Origin of the sequence: Azospirillum sp. B21 (genome assembly GCF_008364825.1) — a bacterium.
Classification (GTDB): Bacteria; Pseudomonadota; Alphaproteobacteria; order Azospirillales; family Azospirillaceae; genus Azospirillum.
On sequence record NZ_VTTO01000014.1, the window covers coordinates 1 to 17565 of the forward strand.

Annotated in this window: 19 protein-coding genes and 1 pseudogene; 17 read left to right on the top strand and 3 right to left on the bottom strand. The window is 68.6% G+C overall.

Features of this window, described 5'->3' with window-relative positions; genetic code table 11:
- Window positions 1–106 precede the first annotated feature (106 nt).
- Together zwf and edd are read right to left on the bottom strand one after the other, a co-directional pair.
- Window positions 107–1627 (bottom strand): glucose-6-phosphate dehydrogenase, encoded by a 1521-nt coding sequence (gene zwf, locus FZ983_RS25290; protein ID WP_149226622.1) that lies wholly within the window; start codon window positions 1625–1627, stop codon window positions 107–109.
- Between the two features lie 134 nt (window positions 1628–1761).
- Entirely contained in the window at window positions 1762–3600 is a 1839-nt protein-coding gene (edd, locus tag FZ983_RS25295; RefSeq protein WP_149226625.1) for a phosphogluconate dehydratase, read from the bottom strand.
- Window positions 3601–3807: 207 nt separating this feature from the next.
- Here edd and FZ983_RS25300 point away from each other — a divergent pair, with 207 nt between their 5' ends.
- The 9 genes from FZ983_RS25300 (at window position 3808) to pqqE (ending at window position 10465) form a co-directional block, all read left to right on the top strand.
- The gene (locus FZ983_RS25300) at window positions 3808–4725 is read left to right on the top strand and encodes an SIS domain-containing protein (RefSeq protein ID WP_149226627.1); all 918 of its coding nucleotides are present in this window, start codon (window positions 3808–3810) and stop codon (window positions 4723–4725) included.
- A gap of 250 nt (window positions 4726–4975) precedes the next feature.
- Complete coding sequence (gene pedF / locus FZ983_RS25305) at window positions 4976–5437, top strand: cytochrome c-550 PedF (protein ID WP_211102987.1); 462 nt, start codon at window positions 4976–4978, stop codon at window positions 5435–5437.
- Window positions 5438–5610: 173 nt separating this feature from the next.
- The gene (locus FZ983_RS25310; protein WP_149226629.1) at window positions 5611–6258 is read left to right on the top strand and encodes a response regulator transcription factor; all 648 of its coding nucleotides are present in this window, start codon (window positions 5611–5613) and stop codon (window positions 6256–6258) included.
- Window positions 6259–6374: 116 nt separating this feature from the next.
- Entirely contained in the window at window positions 6375–7010 is a 636-nt protein-coding gene (locus tag FZ983_RS25315) for a rhodanese-like domain-containing protein (RefSeq protein ID WP_247883970.1), read from the top strand.
- Window positions 7011–7147: 137 nt separating this feature from the next.
- Window positions 7148–7228: a pyrroloquinoline quinone precursor peptide PqqA gene (pqqA, locus tag FZ983_RS25320; RefSeq protein WP_014249839.1), complete on the top strand. Its 81-nt coding sequence runs from the start codon at window positions 7148–7150 to the stop codon at window positions 7226–7228.
- 109 nt (window positions 7229–7337) lie between these two features.
- Window positions 7338–8270, top strand: coding sequence for a pyrroloquinoline quinone biosynthesis protein PqqB (pqqB, locus tag FZ983_RS25325; RefSeq protein WP_149226631.1), 933 nt, complete (start codon window positions 7338–7340; stop codon window positions 8268–8270).
- On the top strand, window positions 8267–9043 hold the full coding sequence (gene pqqC / locus FZ983_RS25330; protein WP_211102988.1) for a pyrroloquinoline-quinone synthase PqqC: 777 nt from the start codon (window positions 8267–8269) through the stop codon (window positions 9041–9043). The genes pqqB and pqqC overlap by 4 nt, the downstream gene beginning before the upstream one ends.
- Window positions 9040–9336 (top strand): pyrroloquinoline quinone biosynthesis peptide chaperone PqqD, encoded by a 297-nt coding sequence (gene pqqD / locus FZ983_RS25335; protein WP_149226633.1) that lies wholly within the window; start codon window positions 9040–9042, stop codon window positions 9334–9336. Before pqqC ends, pqqD begins: the two co-directional genes overlap by 4 nt.
- Before the next feature lie 10 nt (window positions 9337–9346).
- On the top strand, window positions 9347–10465 hold the full coding sequence (gene pqqE / locus FZ983_RS25340) for a pyrroloquinoline quinone biosynthesis protein PqqE (RefSeq protein WP_149226635.1): 1119 nt from the start codon (window positions 9347–9349) through the stop codon (window positions 10463–10465).
- 159 nt (window positions 10466–10624) lie between these two features.
- Here pqqE and FZ983_RS34305 read toward each other — a convergent pair whose 3' ends face one another.
- Window positions 10625–10801, bottom strand: a complete 177-nt coding sequence (locus FZ983_RS34305) for a hypothetical protein (protein WP_188092505.1) — start codon at window positions 10799–10801, stop codon at window positions 10625–10627.
- Between the two features lie 168 nt (window positions 10802–10969).
- Between FZ983_RS34305 and FZ983_RS25345 the strand changes: the two genes are divergently transcribed.
- From FZ983_RS25345 to FZ983_RS25375, 8 genes and pseudogenes are all read left to right on the top strand, one after another.
- Entirely contained in the window at window positions 10970–11902 is a 933-nt protein-coding gene (locus FZ983_RS25345; RefSeq protein WP_149226637.1) for an ABC transporter substrate-binding protein, read from the top strand.
- A 9-nt stretch (window positions 11903–11911) separates the two neighbouring features.
- A complete protein-coding gene (locus tag FZ983_RS25350; RefSeq protein ID WP_149226639.1) occupies window positions 11912–13093 on the top strand; it encodes an ABC transporter permease in 1182 nt (393 codons plus the stop codon).
- The gene (locus tag FZ983_RS25355) at window positions 13090–14034 is read left to right on the top strand and encodes an ABC transporter ATP-binding protein (protein ID WP_149226641.1); all 945 of its coding nucleotides are present in this window, start codon (window positions 13090–13092) and stop codon (window positions 14032–14034) included. The genes FZ983_RS25350 and FZ983_RS25355 overlap by 4 nt, the downstream gene beginning before the upstream one ends.
- Window positions 14031–14789, top strand: coding sequence for an ABC transporter permease (locus tag FZ983_RS25360; protein ID WP_282187040.1), 759 nt, complete (start codon window positions 14031–14033; stop codon window positions 14787–14789). The genes FZ983_RS25355 and FZ983_RS25360 overlap by 4 nt, the downstream gene beginning before the upstream one ends.
- Window positions 14790–15029: 240 nt before the next feature.
- Window positions 15030–15986 carry a thiamine pyrophosphate-dependent dehydrogenase E1 component subunit alpha gene (locus FZ983_RS25365; RefSeq protein WP_149226643.1) on the top strand — a complete coding sequence of 319 codons (957 nt, stop codon included), beginning with the start codon at window positions 15030–15032 and terminating at the stop codon, window positions 15984–15986.
- Between the two features lie 67 nt (window positions 15987–16053).
- Window positions 16054–16437, top strand: a pseudogene (locus FZ983_RS34905) (alpha-ketoacid dehydrogenase subunit beta); the annotation flags it as partial.
- A gap of 193 nt (window positions 16438–16630) precedes the next feature.
- Window positions 16631–16960 carry a transketolase C-terminal domain-containing protein gene (locus FZ983_RS34910; protein ID WP_247883971.1) on the top strand — a complete coding sequence of 110 codons (330 nt, stop codon included), beginning with the start codon at window positions 16631–16633 and terminating at the stop codon, window positions 16958–16960.
- A gap of 47 nt (window positions 16961–17007) precedes the next feature.
- The gene (locus FZ983_RS25375) at window positions 17008–17496 is read left to right on the top strand and encodes a cytochrome c (protein ID WP_149226645.1); all 489 of its coding nucleotides are present in this window, start codon (window positions 17008–17010) and stop codon (window positions 17494–17496) included.
- Window positions 17497–17565 lie beyond the last annotated feature (69 nt).

Sequence of the window (17565 nt, forward strand, 5' to 3'; positions counted from 1 at the left end):
TCGGCGGCGCCGGCGTCGTTCGCGTCGGGAGGCGTCTTATATGCGGGACACACCGAACCGCGCAAGCACTTTTTTCAGCCCCATGACGATTTTCTGAGTGACCCGCTCAGAAGGCGGCAGACGGGATTTCGTCGTCGTGCCAGGTACGACCGTCGCGCTCGATCAGGGCGATCGACTGCGAGGGACCCCAAGTGCCGGCGATATAGGGCTTCGGCATCTCATGCCGGGCCGCCCAGCCGTCGATGATCGGCTCCGCCCACTGCCACGCAGCCTCGACCTCGTCGCGGCGCATGAACAGGGTGGAGTTGCCGCGCACCACGTCCATCAACAGCCGTTCGTAGGCATCGGGGAAGCGGCCTCCGAAGGTTTGGGCGAAGCTGAGGTTGAGGGCGGCCGGCCGCAGACGCATGCCGCCCGGTCCGGGCTCCTTGGTCATCAGGTGCAGGCGGATGCTCTCGTCGGGCTGCAGCCGGACGATCAGGCGGTTGGCCTGTAGCTCGCCGGCGGCCTGCGGGAAGATCGAATGGCGGATCGGCCGGAACTGGATGACGATCTCCGACATCTTGGCCGGCAGGCGCTTGCCGCTGCGCAGGTAGAAGGGCACGCCGGCCCAGCGCCAGTTGTCGATCTCCAGCTTCAGCGCGACGAAGGTCTCGGTGCCGCTGCCGGCCGGGATGCCTGGTTCGTCGAGATAGCCGGGCACGGCGCCGCCGGCGACCGCACCGGCGCGATACTGGCCGCGGACAGTGCAGCCGCCGATCTCGTCGGCCCCGATGGGCTTGAGCGAACGCAGCACCTTCAGCTTCTCGTCGCGCACCGATTCCTGGGCCAGCGAGATCGGGCACTCCATGCCGACCAGACAGACGAGCTGCAGCAGGTGGTTCTGCACCATGTCGCGCAGGGCGCCGGACTGGTCGTAGTAACCGCCGCGCTCCTCCACGCCGACCGTCTCGGCGACGGTGATCTGGACATGATCGATGTGGTTGGCGTTCCACAGCGGCTCGAACAGCGAGTTGCCGAAGCGCAGAGCCAGCAGATTCTGCACCGTCTCTTTACCCAGATAATGGTCGATGCGGTAAATCTGCTGTTCCGAGAAGACGGCGCCGACCTGATCGTTGATCTCCTGCGCCGATGCGAGGTCGCGGCCGATCGGCTTTTCCAGCACGACACGGGAGTCCGCCGTGGCGAGACCGAAGGCCCGCAGTTGGTCGCAGATCGGGCCGAACAAGCCGGGCGAGGTCGCGAGATAGAAGATGCGCACCGCGCCGGCGCGCTGGGCCGGCGGGTTTTCCAGCCGCTCCGCCAGATCGCGCCAGCCGTCGTCGGAGGTGGCGTCGACCGGAACATAATCCAGCCGCTCCAGGAAACGCGCGATCAGTGCGATGTCGCGTTCGTCGGCGTGGACATGCTGGAGGATCGCCTGCTCCGCCTTGGCGCGGTAATCGGACGGGCTCAGCGGGCTGCGCGAAACGCCGATGATGCGGCTTCCGTCGGCCACCTGCCCCGCCTTGTCGCGCAGATAGAGCGCCGGCAGCAGCTTGCGCAGCGCCAGATCGCCGGTGCCGCCGAACACGGTGTAGTCGAAGGGAGGCAGTGCGGGGGCGGCGACGGTGGAGCGGGGTTGCATCTTCGGACCTCTCGACATCGGTGACACGGTGCCTCAGGCAACCCGTGCGTCATGGTGCCACAGGGATGGGCCGGTCACAATCCGGGGCGGGCATGGCCCGGCGCCGGCCCGAACGTCCATGGAATTCCGCCGGATCAGCCCAGTAGGCTGAGGACCGAGGCGCCGCTCTCCGCCGGGCCGGCATTGTTGCGGAACAGGGAGAACAGCTCGCGACCGCAGCCGTGGGAGGCATCCTCGCTCGGCGGCGGCGGGGCGCCGCGGCCCTCCCACTCCGCCGCGTCGACCAGGGCGTCGAGCGTCCCGGCCTCCGCGTCCAGCCGCAGGATGTCGCCGTCGCGAACGCGGCCGAGCGGGCCGCCGCCCTTCACCTCCGGCGTGACATGGATGGCCGCCGGCACCTTGCCCGAAGCACCGGACATGCGGCCGTCGGTCACCAGCGCGACCTTGAAGCCCTTGTCCTGCAGCACGCCCAGCGGCGGGGTCAGCTTGTGCAGTTCCGGCATGCCGTTGGCGCCGGGCCCCTGGTAACGGACGACGACGATCACGTCGCGGTCGAGTTCTCCGCCACGGAAGGCGGCCTGGACGGCCTCCTGATTGTCGAAGACGCGGGCCGGCGCCTCGACGATACGGTGCTCGGGCTTGACCGCCGAGGTCTTGATGACGCCACGGCCGAGATTGCCGGTCAGCACACGCAGACCGCCTTCGGCCGCGAAGGGCGCCGCGGTGGTGGCGACGACCGTCGGATCGCCACTCTGGTCGGTGGCGGCGCGGGTCCAGGTCAGGGCTCCGCCCTCGTCGAGGTCCGGCATGTTGCGGTAGGGCTCCAGCCCGCCCTCGCCCAGGATGGTGGAGATGTCGGTATGGACAAGGCCGGCGTCGATCAGCTGGCCGATCACGAAGGGCATGCCGCCGGCCTGATGGAAGCGGTTCACGTCGGCGCTGCCGTTGGGGTAGACCCGGGCCAGCAGCGGGACGACCGCCGACAGTTCCGAGAAATCCTCCCAGTTCAGTTCGATGCCGGCGGCGGCGGCGATGGCCGGGATGTGCAGGGTGTGGTTGGTCGACCCGCCGGTGGCCAGCAGCCCGACGATGCCGTTGACCAGCGCGCGCTCGTCGACGATGCGGCCGATGGGGATGCCGGCGCCGGGCGCGGTCATCGCCACCACCCGGCGGGCCGCCGCATCGGTCAGCGCATCGCGCAGCGGTGTGTTGGGATTGACGAAGCTGGCGCCCGGCAGGTGCAGGCCCATGATCTCCATCAGCATCTGGTTGGTGTTGGCGGTGCCGTAGAAGGTGCAGGTGCCGGGCGCGTGGTAGGATTTGGACTCGGCGTCCAGCAACTCCTCCCGGCCGACCTTGCCCTGGGCATAGAGCTGGCGCGCCTTGGCCTTGTCGGCATTGGACAGGCCGGACGGCATCGGCCCGGCGGGCACGAAGATGGTCGGCAGATGGCCGAAGGCGAGCGCGCCGATCGTCAGGCCGGGGACGATCTTGTCGCAGATGCCCAGGCACAGCACGCCGTCGAAGGTGGCATGGGACAGCCCGACACCGGTTGCCAGCGCGATGACGTCGCGGCTGAACAGTGACAGCTCCATCCCCTCATAGCCCTGGGTGACGCCGTCGCACATGGCGGGCACGCCGCCGGCGACCTGCGCCACGCCGCCGGCCGCGCGCACCGATTCCCGGATCATGGCGGGATAGCGCTCGTAGGGCTGGTGGGCGGAGAGCATGTCGTTATAGGCGGTGACGATGCCGATCGACGGCTGGGTCTCGCCGCGTAGCGCCGCCTTGTCGTTCGCCCCACAGGCGGCGAAGGCGTGGGCGAGGTTGGCGCAGCCCAGGCGATGGCGGCGCGGCTTCGCGCCGGCGCTTTCCAGCCGCGCCAGATAGGCCGCACGGCGGTCGCGGCTGCGCTCGGCGATGCGCTCGGTCACGCGGGCGACGACAGAATTCAGGGGGGCGGGCTTGCTCATGATCGCGTCTCGACCGTTAGAGGGAGGCGATGATTTCCGGAACGGACCATACGCCAGGGGCGGCGGCATGTGAAGAAAATTTTTTTCATATATGGGGTTCCAACGCCGGATTTCTCGCCATTTGCGGAAAAATTCTTCATAATGACCGCCGCCTTCCGGCAGGGATGCCGTCCCCCGCGGGGCTTTCCAGGAAAGTAACTTTACGCCATGCCACCCCCGGTCAACAGCGCTGCCGCAAACACTGCACCATTGGATATACTGGACGAGATCCGCCGGCTGCGAGGCGAGTTGAAGCGCTCGGAGGGACAGATCGCCGATCTGGTGCTGGCGGAACCGCGCCGGGTGCTGGACCTGAACGTCACGTCCCTCGCGCAGGCGGCGGAGGTGAGCGAAGCGACTGTCGTGCGCTTCTGCCGCAGCGTCGGCTGCGCCGGCTTCCCGGACTTCAAGCTGCGTCTCGCCGAATGCCAGGCACGCGACGCCCTGCGCGACGAGGTGCGGAGCGGCACGCCCTATGTCAGCCAGGACGTGGCGCCCGACGATGACGTCGGCACGCTGGCACGAAAAATTTTTTCATCGAGCGCCGCCGCACTGACGGCTGCCTCGGCCACGCTGGACGAACGGGCGCTGGAGCAGGCCATCGCCCTGTTGGCCGCCGCACCGCGGGTTCTGTGCGTCGGCACCGGCGGGTCCAGCGCGTTGGCGCAGGATGCGGCGCACAAGCTGCTGCGCTTCGGCGCCGATGCCCAGCCCTGCGCCGACCCGGTGCTGGCGCGCATGCTTCTGGTCAACATGGGGACCGGCGGGGTGCTTCTGGCGCTGTCCAACACCGGGCGCAGCGGGGCGATCAACGAGCTGGCGGCAGCGGCGCGGGCACAAGGCACGGCGGTGGTCGCCATCACCGCCCCGCGGTCTCCGCTGGCCAGCATGGCGAGCGTGGTCGTCGCCAGCCGGCCGGTGGAGGATACGGAGATGTACACGCCGATGGCCTCGCGGCTTGTGCACCTGACGCTGATCGACGTGCTGTCGACGGGCGTGGCACTGCGGCTGGGCGATCCGGCGGTGCGGCAGTTGGCGAAGGTGAAGGCGGCGATCAATGCCGGGCGGCTCCCGCCGCTGGCGTGACCGGAACGCGTGACCCTGCCGCATGCGTCATCCGACCATCGTCCAGGATGCCGCCGGACGATTCAGCCGGGCGTGAGCCTGGCGGTGCTCCGCGGCCTTGTACCATTGTCGAATAATTAAGCGAACGAACGATTGCTATCCTCGGCCGCAATTCGGCCCTGCAACCGTCCCGCATGCCCGCAAATCCTTGGGCAACAAGCAATCGGACTGCGGCGGAGCCACAAGAAGGATGCAGGAAGAGGACGCACCGATGACGCACAGCCCGGCCATGCCGCCTCCCCTCCCCCGCCGCCGTCCGGCACTGCATGCCGCCGCCCTGGCCGGCGTGCTGGCGCTGGCGATGCCCGGTCTTGTCCACGCCCATGGCGATGTCGTGCCGCAGGCGGTCGATACCAGCGGTCTGGAGAAGCTGGGCGACAAGTGGCGCGACAGCAATCCCTACCGCAGCAACCAGCGCGCCATCGAGATCGGCGCTTCCGCTTTCAACCAGAATTGCGCGCGCTGCCATGGGCTGGGCGCGGTCTCCGGCGGCATTGCCCCCGACCTGCGCTATCTGGAAAAGGGCGATGCCGGCGAGGAATGGTTCAAGGAGCGCGTGATCAACGGGTCCATCCGCAACGGCGTGACCTACATGCCGGCCTTCGGCGAGGCGCTGGGGCAGGAAGCGCTGTGGGCCATCCGCTCCTGGCTGGAAACCGTGCACGAGGAGTGAACACAGAGTCCCGGACCGAAGGGAGTAACACCGATGGCTGTGCGGCATGTTCGCGCACAAAACAATTCGCGTCATTCGCGGTGTTGCGCCTTCCCATTTCGGTCTGACACAATGACCGAGAGACTTTTTACCAAAACCCGTCCCGCCCGCCGCTGCACAGGGAACCGCAGGCCATGACCCGGATCCTGATTGCCGATGATCACCCGATGGTGCGCGATGCCTTGCGCAGCGCGGTTCTCTATTCCTGCCAGGCCACCGACGTGATGGAGGCGGACCGGCTCGACAGCGTCATGCAGGCGTTGGAGGAGCGCGGCGACCTCGACCTCGTGCTTCTCGACGTCAACATGCCGGGCATGAACGGGCTGGGCGGGCTGCGCACGCTGCGCCAGCGCTTTCCGGCGACGCCGGTCGTCGTCGTGTCCGCCCATGAGGAACGGCGCTGGGTTCGCGAGGCGATGGAGAGCGGCGCCGCCGGCTTCATTCCCAAATCGACCCCGCGCGACGCCATCGCCGCGGCCCTGCGGCAGGTGCTGAACGGTGAACTCTATGTCCCGCCGCAGGCCGGCGATGACGGCGTCGAAGAGGCGGAGGACGCCGAAACAGCGGAGATCGCGCGACGCATCGCAACCCTGACCGCGCAGCAGCTGCGGGTGCTGGAATTGCTCGGCACCGGCAAGCTGAACAAGGAGATCGCCTTCGACCTCAGCATCACCGAAACGACGGTGAAGGCGCATGTCTCCGCCATCCTGCAGAAGCTGAAGGTCTACAGCCGCACCCAGGCGGTGGTGATCGCCAACCGCGTGCTGGCCGAGCGGCGGTGAGGGGCAACTGCGAATTGCCCCCTCCCCGACCCTCCCCCGCTCTCGGCGGACCTACGGTCCGCCTGCCGCGTCAGCACAAAGCGAAGCTTTGTGCGAGAGCTTTGCGGGAGAGGGAGTTGAGTGCGGGAGCGGCGGAGTTCCCCCTCCCTCGAAGAGGGGGAGGGTTAGGGAGGGGGCACAGCTTCCCAAAACTCACCATCCTCCTCCTTCTACTCGCCTTCACCACCCCCACTCTCGCCGCCGGCATCCCCCAGCCCGATGGCTACCGCCTGTCCGACTACCGCTCCCCAACGCCGGACGGCATCACCGGAGGCGAGACGGTCGACACGCCGGCCGTACAGACCCTGCTGTCGCAAGGCCGCATCATCCCGATCTTCGTCCAGCGGCTGGAGCGCAGCACTCTGCCCGGCGCGCCCTGGCTGCAATCCAAGCCATACCGCCAGATTCCCGGCAGCGTATGGCTGCCCAATGTCGGCATGGGCGCGCCCGACGACGCGACCCTGACCTGGTTCGAATCGCAGCTGGAGCGGCTGACCGCAGGCGACCGGACCCGCGATCTGCTGTTCTATTGCCTATCCGATTGCTGGCTGTCGTGGAACGCGGCCAAGCGCGCAGTGTTGCTTGGCTATGCCCGGGTCCATTGGTACCCGACGGGCATCGACGGCTGGATGGAGGCCGGGCTGCCGACGGAGGAGGCGCATCCGCTGCCGCCCCCGCCGCCCGGCGCCGCACGCAGCCCGTCCGCACCCTGACGCGCTTGCGGACGGCGTCGCCGAAAGGGGTGGCGGATTGCACCATCGTAGCATGGCGGTCCTCCGCCCCGGACGGCTACTCTTCAACTCGCCAACCATCTTGGTAGGCAACAGTCAGCAAACAGGAGCATCACGCAATGAAGACCTGGCGCAAACCGAAGACCACCGAGATCGCCGTCGGCACCGAGATCAACGCCTACGCCTGCGCCGGTCTCTAAGCCGGTCGATGCGGAGCCGGGGAGACGGGATGCCGGCATCCCCTCCCCCGGCATCCAACCAAGAAACCGCGGCAAGACGGTTTTCAGATAAGACGTGAAGGCGGTGGCGATGAAGATTCTCGTCCTCGGTTCGGCGGCCGGCGGGGGCTTCCCGCAGTGGAACTGCGCCTGCGAGGGCTGCCGCCGTGCCCGCACCGGTGACCCGGCGGCCAAGCCGCGCACCCAATCGTCGCTGGCGGTGACCGCCGATGGCGAGCGCTGGCTGCTGCTGAACGCCTCGCCTGACCTGGGCGCGCAGCTGCTCGCCAACCCGCAGCTTCATCCGAAGGGGGGCTTGCGCGGCAACCCGGTCGCCGCGGCCCTTCTGACCAATGCCGACATCGACCATGTCGCGGGTCTGCTGACCCTGCGCGAATCTCATCCCTTCGCCGTCTACGCCACGCCGCGCGTCCATGGCGTGCTGGCCGCAAACAGCGTCTTCAACGTGCTGAACCCGGAGTTCGTCCCCCGCCGCCCGATGGCACTGGGCGAGCCTTTCCAGCCCGCCGGGGCCGACGGCCGCCCGCTGGGACTGGAAGTGGAGGCCTTCGCCGTGCCGGGCAAGGTCGCGCTCTATCTGGAGGATGCCTCGGCCGGTCCCGGCTTCGGCTCCGTCGCCGAGGACACCGTGGCGCTGCGCATCCGACCGACCGACGGGACTAACGAGGGCTTCTTCTATATCCCCGGCTGCGCCGGGATGCCGGGCTGGCTGGCCGACCGGCTGCATGGCGCGCCGCTGGTGCTGTTCGACGGCACGACATGGACCGACGACGAGATGATCCGCAGCGGCACCGGCGTGAAGACGGCGGCGCGCATGGGGCACATGCCGATGTCGGGGCATGCCGGCAGCATGGCCGCCTTCGCGCCGCTGAATGTCGGCCGCAAGATCTACATCCACATCAACAACACGAACCCCGCCCTGCTGGAGGATTCGCCCGAACGGGCGGAAGCCGAGGCGGCCGGCTGGCGCATCGCCCATGATGGGCTGGAGCTGACCCTATGACTGATTTGATGACCCGTGAGGAGTTCCGCGCCGCCCTCTATGCCATAGGCGAGCGGCAGTATCACGACCTCCACCCGTTCCATCAGCTGCTGCACGGCGGCGGGTTGAAGAAGGGGCAGATCCAGGCCTGGGCGCTGAACCGCTTCTATTACCAGGTGTCGATCCCGCGCAAGGACCTGACCATCATGTCCCGCATGGACGACCCGGCGCTGCGCCGCGCCTGGCTGCAGCGGGTGCTGGATCATGACGGGCTGACCCAGACCGGCGAGTTGGACGAGACCAAGGTCGGCGGCATCGAGCGCTGGCTGCGGCTGACCGACGGGCTGGGGCTGGACCGCGATTATGTGAAGTCGCTGGAGGGCATCCTGCCCGCCACCCGCTTCGCGGTGGACGCCTATGTCAACTTCGTCCGCGACCATTCGCTGCTGGAGGCGGTGGCGTCCTCGCTGACCGAGCTGTTCGCGCCGTCGATCCACCGCGAGCGCATCGCCGGATTCGAGCGCAACTACGCCTTCGCCAACGACAGCACCCTGTCCTACTTCCGCAAACGGCTGGACGAGGCGCCGCGCGATGTGGAGTTCGGGCTGGATTATGTGCTGACCAATGCCCATACAGCGGAACAACAGCGCCAATGCCTGCGCGCGCTCCGTTTCAAGACGGAACTGCTGTGGGCCCAGCTGGACGCCCTGCACCACGCCTATGTCACCCCCAACCTGATCCCGCCCGGCGCCTTCGTGCCGGAGGACATGGAACCGACACGGTACAGCCGGTGAACGCACTCACTCCCCATATCGGCGAAACCGACCGGCTGCGGCTGGCCCCCGGCGTCATGCTGCGCAACGACCGCCGCCGCGGTGAATGGATGCTGATGGCGCCCGAACGGCTGCTGGTGCTGGACGAGATGGCATTGGCGGTGGTGCGCGCCTGCGTCGGGGCGGAGGTCGCCGACGTGGCCGCCGGCATCGACCGGCTGACGGCGGAATACGACGCCCCCCGCCCGGAGGTCGCCGCCGACGTGCTGGAGATGCTGACCGACCTGCGCAACAAGGGCTATGTCGTCACATGAGGTGCGTCCAATGAGCTGCGCCCTGCCCGCCTTCGCCGCCGTAAGCCAAACCGACCCGGCACCGCCCTTCGCCGTGCTGATGGAGTTGACGCACCGCTGCCCGCTGCGCTGCCCCTATTGCTCCAACCCGGTGGCGCTCGACGCCGCCAGCGCCGAGTTGGACACCGCCACCTGGAAGCGGGTGCTGGACGAGGCGGCCGATGTCGGCGCCCTGCAGGTCCATTTCTCCGGCGGCGAGCCCTGCGTCCGCAAGGACCTGGAGGAGCTGGTCGCCCACGCTACGGAGATCGGGCTCTACAGCAACCTGATCACCTCGGCCGTCCTGCTCGACCGGGCGCGGCTGGAACGGCTGCAGCGCGCCGGGCTTCAGCATGTGCAGATCAGCCTGCAGGATTCGGAGGCCGCCGGTGCCGACCGCGTCGGCGGCTACAAGGGCGGTCATGTCAAGAAGCTGGAGGTGGCGCGCGCGGTGGTGGCGCAAGGACTGGCGCTGACCATCAATGCCGTGCTGCACCGCCACAACATCGACCGGGTCAACGACGTCATCGATCTGGCGATGGATCTCGGCGCCGGGCGGATCGAGATCGCCAACGTCCAATATTACGGCTGGGCGCTCGCCAACCGGGCGGCGCTGATGCCGTCGCGCGACCAGCTGCTGGCGATGGACGCCGCGGTTCGCGCGCGCCTGCCGGAACTGGCCGGGCGGATCGTCGTCGATTACGTCGTGCCCGATTACTACGCCCGCCGGCCGAAAAGCTGCATGGGCGGCTGGGCCCGGCGCTTCATGAACGTCACCCCGCGCGGCCGCGTCCTGCCCTGTCACGCTGCCGAGACCATTCCTGGCATGGAATTCGAGACGGTCCACGACCGCAGCCTGTCCGACATCTGGCGCGACGGCCCGGCCTTCACCCGCTACCGCGGCACCGCGTGGATGCCGGAACCCTGCCAATCCTGCGACCACAAGGAAGAGGATTGGGGCGGCTGCCGCTGCCAGGCGTTGGCGCTGGCGGGCAGTGCCGATGCGACCGACCCGGTGTGCGAACTGTCCTCCGCCCATGCGGAGGTCGCCGTGCTGCGCGACCGCGACGCCGCGGCGCTGGAGGCGGAGTGGCGGTATCGGGGGGTGTGAGGGGCGTCGGCAGGTTTAGGAGCGTCGGCTTCGAATGCCCCCTCCCCGATCCTCCCCCGCTACGCGGGAGAGGGAGTTGAGTGGAAGAGCGGCGGCAGTCCCCTCTCCCGCGTAGCGGGGGAGGGTTAGGGAGGGGGCACCCGCTCCAACCACTCCCCATCACTCATCCCGCCCTGACCCGCCCTTCTTCCCCCCGCCGTCCTGCTTGTTGACGGTGGCCCAGGCGCGCCGCTCCGCTTCATCGTGGGATACGCCGCGCTTCTCGTAGCCCTCCTCGATATGCTCCGCCTTGCGCTTCTGCTTGTCGGTGTATTTGTCCTTGTCGCCTTGGGACATCAGATCCTCCTGTCGCGATTTTCCGCTCAACAGCATCGACTGATGGAAGGTTCCCCACCGGATTAGGCTGAATCTCATATCCGGGACTGGACAGTCGGAAAGCGCGTCTTGCCGCGAGCGCTGCCGTCGCCCATCCTTTCCCCAAAGCTTACCGGGGGAGGATCAGGGGTGTTCACACTGTTCAACAGGGGCCGTGCCGTGATGGGCGCGGCGGCGCTGGCTCTGGGCCTGATCGCCGGGGCCGCGCAGGCGGCGGATGCGGTCCGCGTCGGCTCCAAGCTGGATGCGGAGAGCGGACTGCTCGGCACCATGATCCTGCAGATGCTGCAGGCCAACGGCATCCCGACGGAGAACAAGATCCAGCTCGGCCCGACCAAGATCGTGCGCGGCGCGCTGCTGTCGGGCGAAATCGACGTCTATCCCGAATACACCGGCAACGGCGCCTTCTTCTTCAATGTCGACAGCGATCCGGTCTGGAAGAATGCCGGCGCCGGCTATGAGAAGGTCCGCCAGATGGACCAGGAGAAGAACAACATCGTCTGGCTGAAGCCGGCCCCCGCGAACAACACCTGGGCGCTGGCCGTCCGCCGCGACGTGGCCGACGCCAACAAGTTGAAGACGATGGAGGATTTCGCCAAGTGGGTCTCCGGCGGCGGCAAGGCGAAGGTCGCGGCCTCCGCCGAGTTCGTCGAAAGTCCGGCCGCCCTGCCCTCCTTCCAGCAGACCTACGGCTTCGCGCTGAAGCCCGACCAGATGCTGATCCTGGCCGGCGGCGACACCGCCGCGACCATCCGCGCGGCGGCGGAGCAGACTTCCGGCGTCAACACCGCCATGGTCTACGGCACCGACGGCGCCATCGCCGCGCTGGACCTCGTCGTTCTGACCGACACCAAGGGCGCGCAGATGGTGTATGAGCCGGCGCCGACCGTCCGCGCCGCGGTGCTGACGGCAAATCCGAAGATTGCCGACCTGCTGAACCCGGTATTCGCCAGCCTCGACGCCGAGACGCTGCGGGGTCTGAACGCCAGGATCTCGGTGGACGGACAGGACCAGAAGCAGGTCGCCACCGATTACCTGAAGTCCAAGGGCTTCCTGAAGTAAGCCGGTGACGTGACCTTCCGGCTTCCCCTGTACAACCGCGTCGCCCTGCTGATGGCGATGGCCGCCGCCATCGCCGCCGTTGTGCTGCCCTTCCTGGGCTTCGCGCCCAACCGGCTGCTGTCCGGCCGGCCGGTGCCACTGTGGGCGGCGGTGCAGGGTCCGGGCGGCCTCGCCATCCTGCCGGGACTGGTCCTGCTGGCGACGCCGTTCCTGCGGCCGACGCGCATCGGGCTCGGCCTCACCGTGGCGGCGGGGGGGCTGTTCGCGGCCGGGCTGGTCTGGCTGGCGGGACACCACGCGACAGAGCTGGCGCAAGGGGCCTCGGCGGCGGCGCGCACCTCCTTCGCCTCCGGTTTCTGGGTGATGGCGGCGGCGGGGCTGCTGACTGCGGTCGATGCCGCGCGGTGGATGGGGCTTGGTGCCGTCGGCCGTCTGGCTGTCGGCGGGGCCGTCGCCGGGCTGGTGGCGCTGCAACTGGCGACCGGCCATCTCGACGCGCTGTCGATCCTCAAGGAATACGCCAACCGCCGCGACGTCTTCGCCGACGCCGTGCTGCGCCACGCCATGCTGGTCGCGGCGGCGCTGGTGCCGACGCTGCTGGTCGGCATCCCTCTCGGCGTGGCGGCGCACCGGTTCCAGGCGGTCGGGCGCGCGGTGTTCCCAGTGCTGAACGTCGTGCAGACGGTGCCGTCCATCGCCCTGTTCGGGCTGCTGATGGCGCCGCTGGCCGCACTCGGCGCCCTGCTGCCGGGCTCCGGCATCAGCGGGGTCGGGCCGCTGCCGGCGGTGATCGCGCTGACGCTCTATTCGCTGCTGCCCATCGTCCGCAACACTGCGGTCGGGCTGGACGGCGTTCCCGCCCCGGTGCGGGAGGCGGCGCGCGGCATGGGCCTGACGCCACGGCAGATCTTCCTGCGCGTCGACCTGCCGCTGGCCCTGCCGGTCTTCCTGTCGGGCCTGCGCATCACCGTGGTCCAGGCGGTCGGGCTGGCGGCGGTGGCGGCGCTGATCGGTGCCGGCGGCTTGGGAGCCATCATGTTCCAGGGGCTTTTCGCCAACGCGCTGGACCTTGTGCTGCTGGGAGCCGTTCCCGTCATCCTGCTGGCCGTGGCGGGCGACGCCCTGCTGTCCATCGGCATCGCCGCCGCCACCAGCCATATCGGCCTGTCGCCGGGAAGGAATGCGCCATGATCGATTTCGAGCGCGTGAGCAAGCGCTTCGGCTCCTGGACGGCGGTGGACACCGTGTCCTTCACCGTGGCGGAGGGCGAGTTCCGCGTGCTGATCGGGCCATCGGGCTCCGGCAAGTCCACCGTGCTGCGCATGATCAACCGGCTGATCCCGGCGGACGAGGGCGCCATCCGCATCGACGGCGAGGACATCGCCTCCCTGAGGCCGGAGGAGTTGCGCCGCCGCATGGGCTACGTCATCCAGTCGGTCGGCCTGTTCCCGCACTGGACGGTGGAGCGCAACATCGCCACCGTCCCCGCCTTGCTGGGCTGGCCCAAAGCGCGCATCCGCGACCGGGTGACGGAACTGCTGGAACTGCTGAACCTCGACCCGCGCCGCTACCGAACCGCCTATCCGCACCAGCTGTCCGGCGGGCAGCAGCAGCGCGTCGGCGTCGCCCGCGCCCTGGCGGCGGAGCCGCGCATCCTGCTGATGGACGAGCCGTTCAGCGCGCTCGACCCCATCACCCGCGCCAGCCTGCAGTCGGAGCTGTCGGCCATCCACCGCCGCACCGGCACGACCGTGGTCTTCGTCACCCACGACATGGACGAGGCCTTGCGGCTGGGCGACAGCATCGCGGTGATGGACCATGGCCGTCTGATCCAGTGCGCTACCCCGCTGGAAATCCTGACCCGCCCCGCCAGCCCGCTGGTGCGCGATCTCGTGGGTCGCGAGGAATGGGGACTGAAGCGGCTGGCGGTGGAAACGGCCGGCGACCGCGCCCGACCGCAGGAACGGGTGGGTGGCGAGCCGCTGCCGTCCGAAACCCCGCTTCACCGCGCCCTGTCGGAAATGGTCTCCCGCGGCGCGGAGCGGCTGCCGGTGGTGGATGGCGATGGCCAGCCGGCCGGGGTGCTGCACCTGTCCGACCTCGTCCGTCCTGCGCCGGACCGGGCGGCATGACAGTCGCCGGCATGGCCCCGCGGGAGTTTCTGACCGACCGGCTGATGCTGGGGCTGGTGGCGCTGGTGGCGCTGGTGCTCGGCATGCCCTCGCTGAAACCGCTGTTCGCCACGCTCTATCCCGGCCTCGACCGCCCGCTCTACGAGGCGGAGAGCTTCGTCCGCCTGACGTTGGACCATATGGCGCTGGTCAGCCTCTCCAGCCTTGCCGCCATCCTGCTGGGCGGCGGGGCCGGCATCGCCGTCACGCGCCCCTGGGGGCGGGAGTTCCGCGGCCTGCTGGAAACCGTCGCCACCATGGGCCAGACCTTCCCGCCGGTGGCGGTCCTGGCGCTGGCCGTGCCGGTGATGGGCTTCGGTCCCGAACCGGCGCTGATCGCGCTGACGCTCTACGCCCTGCTGCCGGTGGTGGAGAACACGGTCGCCGGTCTGGACGGCGTCTCCCCCGCGGTGCTGGACTCCGCCCGCGGCCTCGGCATGGGACCGGCTGAGGTGCTGTTCAAGGTGGAGCTGCCGCTGGCCGCCCCGGTGATCCTGGCCGGTGTGCGGACCGCCGTCATCATCAATGTCGGCACCGCCGCCATCGCCTCCACCGTCGGGGCGAAGACTCTCGGCCTGCCCATCATCGTTGGGTTGAACGGATCCAACCAGGCCTACGTCATCCAGGGCGCTTTGATCGTTGCCGCACTTGCGGTGGTGATCGACGCCGGGTTCGACCGGATGGCCGGATGGCTGACACGCTGGTCGCGGCGCTGAGAAAAATCGATATAATTCAGATAATTATATCGGCCGGGACACTTAATAAACATTTAGCATTCCGGTAAGAAACAGTTAGTACCGGAAATTCGATTAGCGTGCCTATGGTCGTTTCCGAACACGGACCGTTCGGAATGCAACATCGTCGCACGCCCCGCCGCTTGGCGGAAGAGGGGGCATCAGGCGCCGCAACGAAGAATCCCCGCATCCCAACGGTCCCCCGAATTCAGGGAGACCACCATGAGCATTCATCCACTGGACCCCGTCCAGGCTCTGGAACGCATGATGCTGATCCGGGCCTATGAAGAGACGTTGATCGACCTGCATGGCCGCGGCCGCGCCGCCGGAACCTGCACCTCGGTGGGGCAGGAGGCGCCGGCCGTTGGCGTCGTATCCGCGTTGACCGCCGACGACCTGATCCTGACCAACCACCGCAGCGCTGGCCATCTGCTGGCCCGCGGCGCCGATCCCGGCCGCATGCTGGCGGAGGTGATGGGCAAGCGCGACGGTTATTGCGGCGGCAAGAGCGGGTCGCTGCACATCTCCGCCAAGGAATTGGGCGTCGTGCTGACCTCCACCATCGTCGGCGGCGAACTGGCGCTGGCGACGGGGGTCGGGCTGTCGCGCAGCATGCTGAACAAGCCGGGCATCGTCGCCTGCTTCTTCGGCGACGGTGCCGCCACCGAGGGGCGTTTCCAGGAATCGCTGAACCTCGCCGCGGTGTGGACGCTGCCGATCCTCTATGTCTGCGAGAACAACCAGTGGCAGGCCTTCGTCCACCGCAAGGAGACCATGCTGGCCGACGGCATCGCCGGCCATGCGGCTGCCCTGGGGGTGGAGAGCGCGGTGGTCGACGGCAACGACCCGCTGGCGATGTTCGATGCCGCCTGCACCGCCATCGACAGCATCCGCCGCACCGGCAAGCCCTTCCTGCTTGAGGCGATGACCTACCGCCTGCGCGGCCATTTCGAGCCCGACGATCAGGCCTATGTCGACCGGACCGAACTGGCCCACTGGCGGGAGCGCGACCCGATCCTGCGCCTGCGGGCAAAGCTGGAACGCGAAGGCCGCCTGAGCGCCGACGGCATCGCCGCCATCGAGTCCCGCGTCCGCGCGACGATGAAGGCCGCGACCGCCTTCGCCGACGCCAGCCCCTATCCGGGCCCCGACGCCCTGACCACCGACGTCTACGCCTGAGCGGAGGCCAGCAATCATGACCACCATGACCGTCAACGACGCGATCTCCGCCGCCCTGGCCGAGGAGATGCAGCGCGATCCCACCGTGATGATCTTCGGCGAAGGCGTCGCCACCAAGCGCCGCGACCTGCTTGAGCGGTTCGGCGCCGCCCGCGTGCGCAACACCCCGCTGGCGGAGGGCATCATCGCCGGCACCGCCGCCGGGGCCGCCGCCACCGGCCTGCGCCCGGTGGTGGACCTGCTCTTCGCGCCCTTCCTCTGCTATGCCATGGACGAGATCGTCAACAGCGCCGGCAAGCTCCGCTACATCTCAGGCGGGCAGTTCAATTTCCCGATGGTGGTGCTGGCGATGACCGGCGCCGGCTGGGGCGTCGGCGCCCAGCACAACCACAATGTGGAGAGCTGGTTCGTCCACAGTCCCGGCCTGAAGATCGTCATGCCCTCCACCCCCGCCGATTTCAAGGGGCTGATGAAATCGGCGATCCGCGACGACAACCCGGTGCTGGTCTTCGCCGACATCGCGCTCGGCTACAGCACCGGCGAGGTGCCGGAGGAGGCCGACGCCATCCCGCTGGGCAAGGCGGCGGTGCGGCGCGGGCCGCGACGTGACGCTGGTGTCCTACGCCAAGACCGTCGGCACCTGCATGGCCGCCGCCGACACGCTGGCCGCCGCCGGCATCGACGCCGAAGTGATCGACCTGCGCAGCCTGAAGCCGCTGGACGAGGCCGCCATCCTGCGCTCCGTCGCCAAGACCGGCCGTCTGGCGGTCGTGCATGAGGCAAGCCGCCTGTGCGGCGTCGGCGCGGAGATCGCGGCACTGGTGGCGGAAAAGGCCTTCGCCAGCCTGCGGGCGCCGGTTCTGCGCCTGACCGGCCCCGACTCCCCGGCCCCGGCGAGCTTCCCGCTGGAGCAGGCCTTCGTCCCGCAGGCCGACGCCATCGTCGCTGCCGTCCGCTCGCAGATGGTCGGCTGACGCAGCGCCCGATCCTCCGCCATGTCCATTTCCCGGAGCACATCCCGATGATCCGCCACACCCTGTCCGCCCTGCTTCTTTCCGCGACCCTCACAAGCCCCGCCCTGGCCGACGACGCCGTCGCCCGCGGCAAGTATCTCGTCACCGTCATCAGCTGCGGCGACTGCCACACGCCGGGCCATCTGCTGGGCAAGCCGGACCTCGCCCGCGCGCTGAGCGGCTCGGATGTCGGGTTCGAGATCCCCGGCCTCGGCGTCTTCCACGGCTCCAATCTGACGCCGGACAAGGAGACCGGGATCGGCAACTGGACGGAGGAGCAGATCGTCACCGCCATCCGCACCGGCAAGCGCCCGGACGGGCGCATGCTGGCTCCGGCCATGCCCTGGATGTCCTTCGCCGCGCTCAGCGATGAGGACGCCCGCGCCATCGCCGTCTATCTGAAAAGCCTGCCCCCGGTCGCCAACAAGGTCGCCGGCCCCTTCGGTGCGACCGACAAGCCATCAGGCTTCGTCATGCGGATCTCGGCCCCGCAATGACAATAAATTCCGCACATCAAAATTATATTCCGAAAACTTGAAAAGGACGGATCGTCTGTTAGACTGACC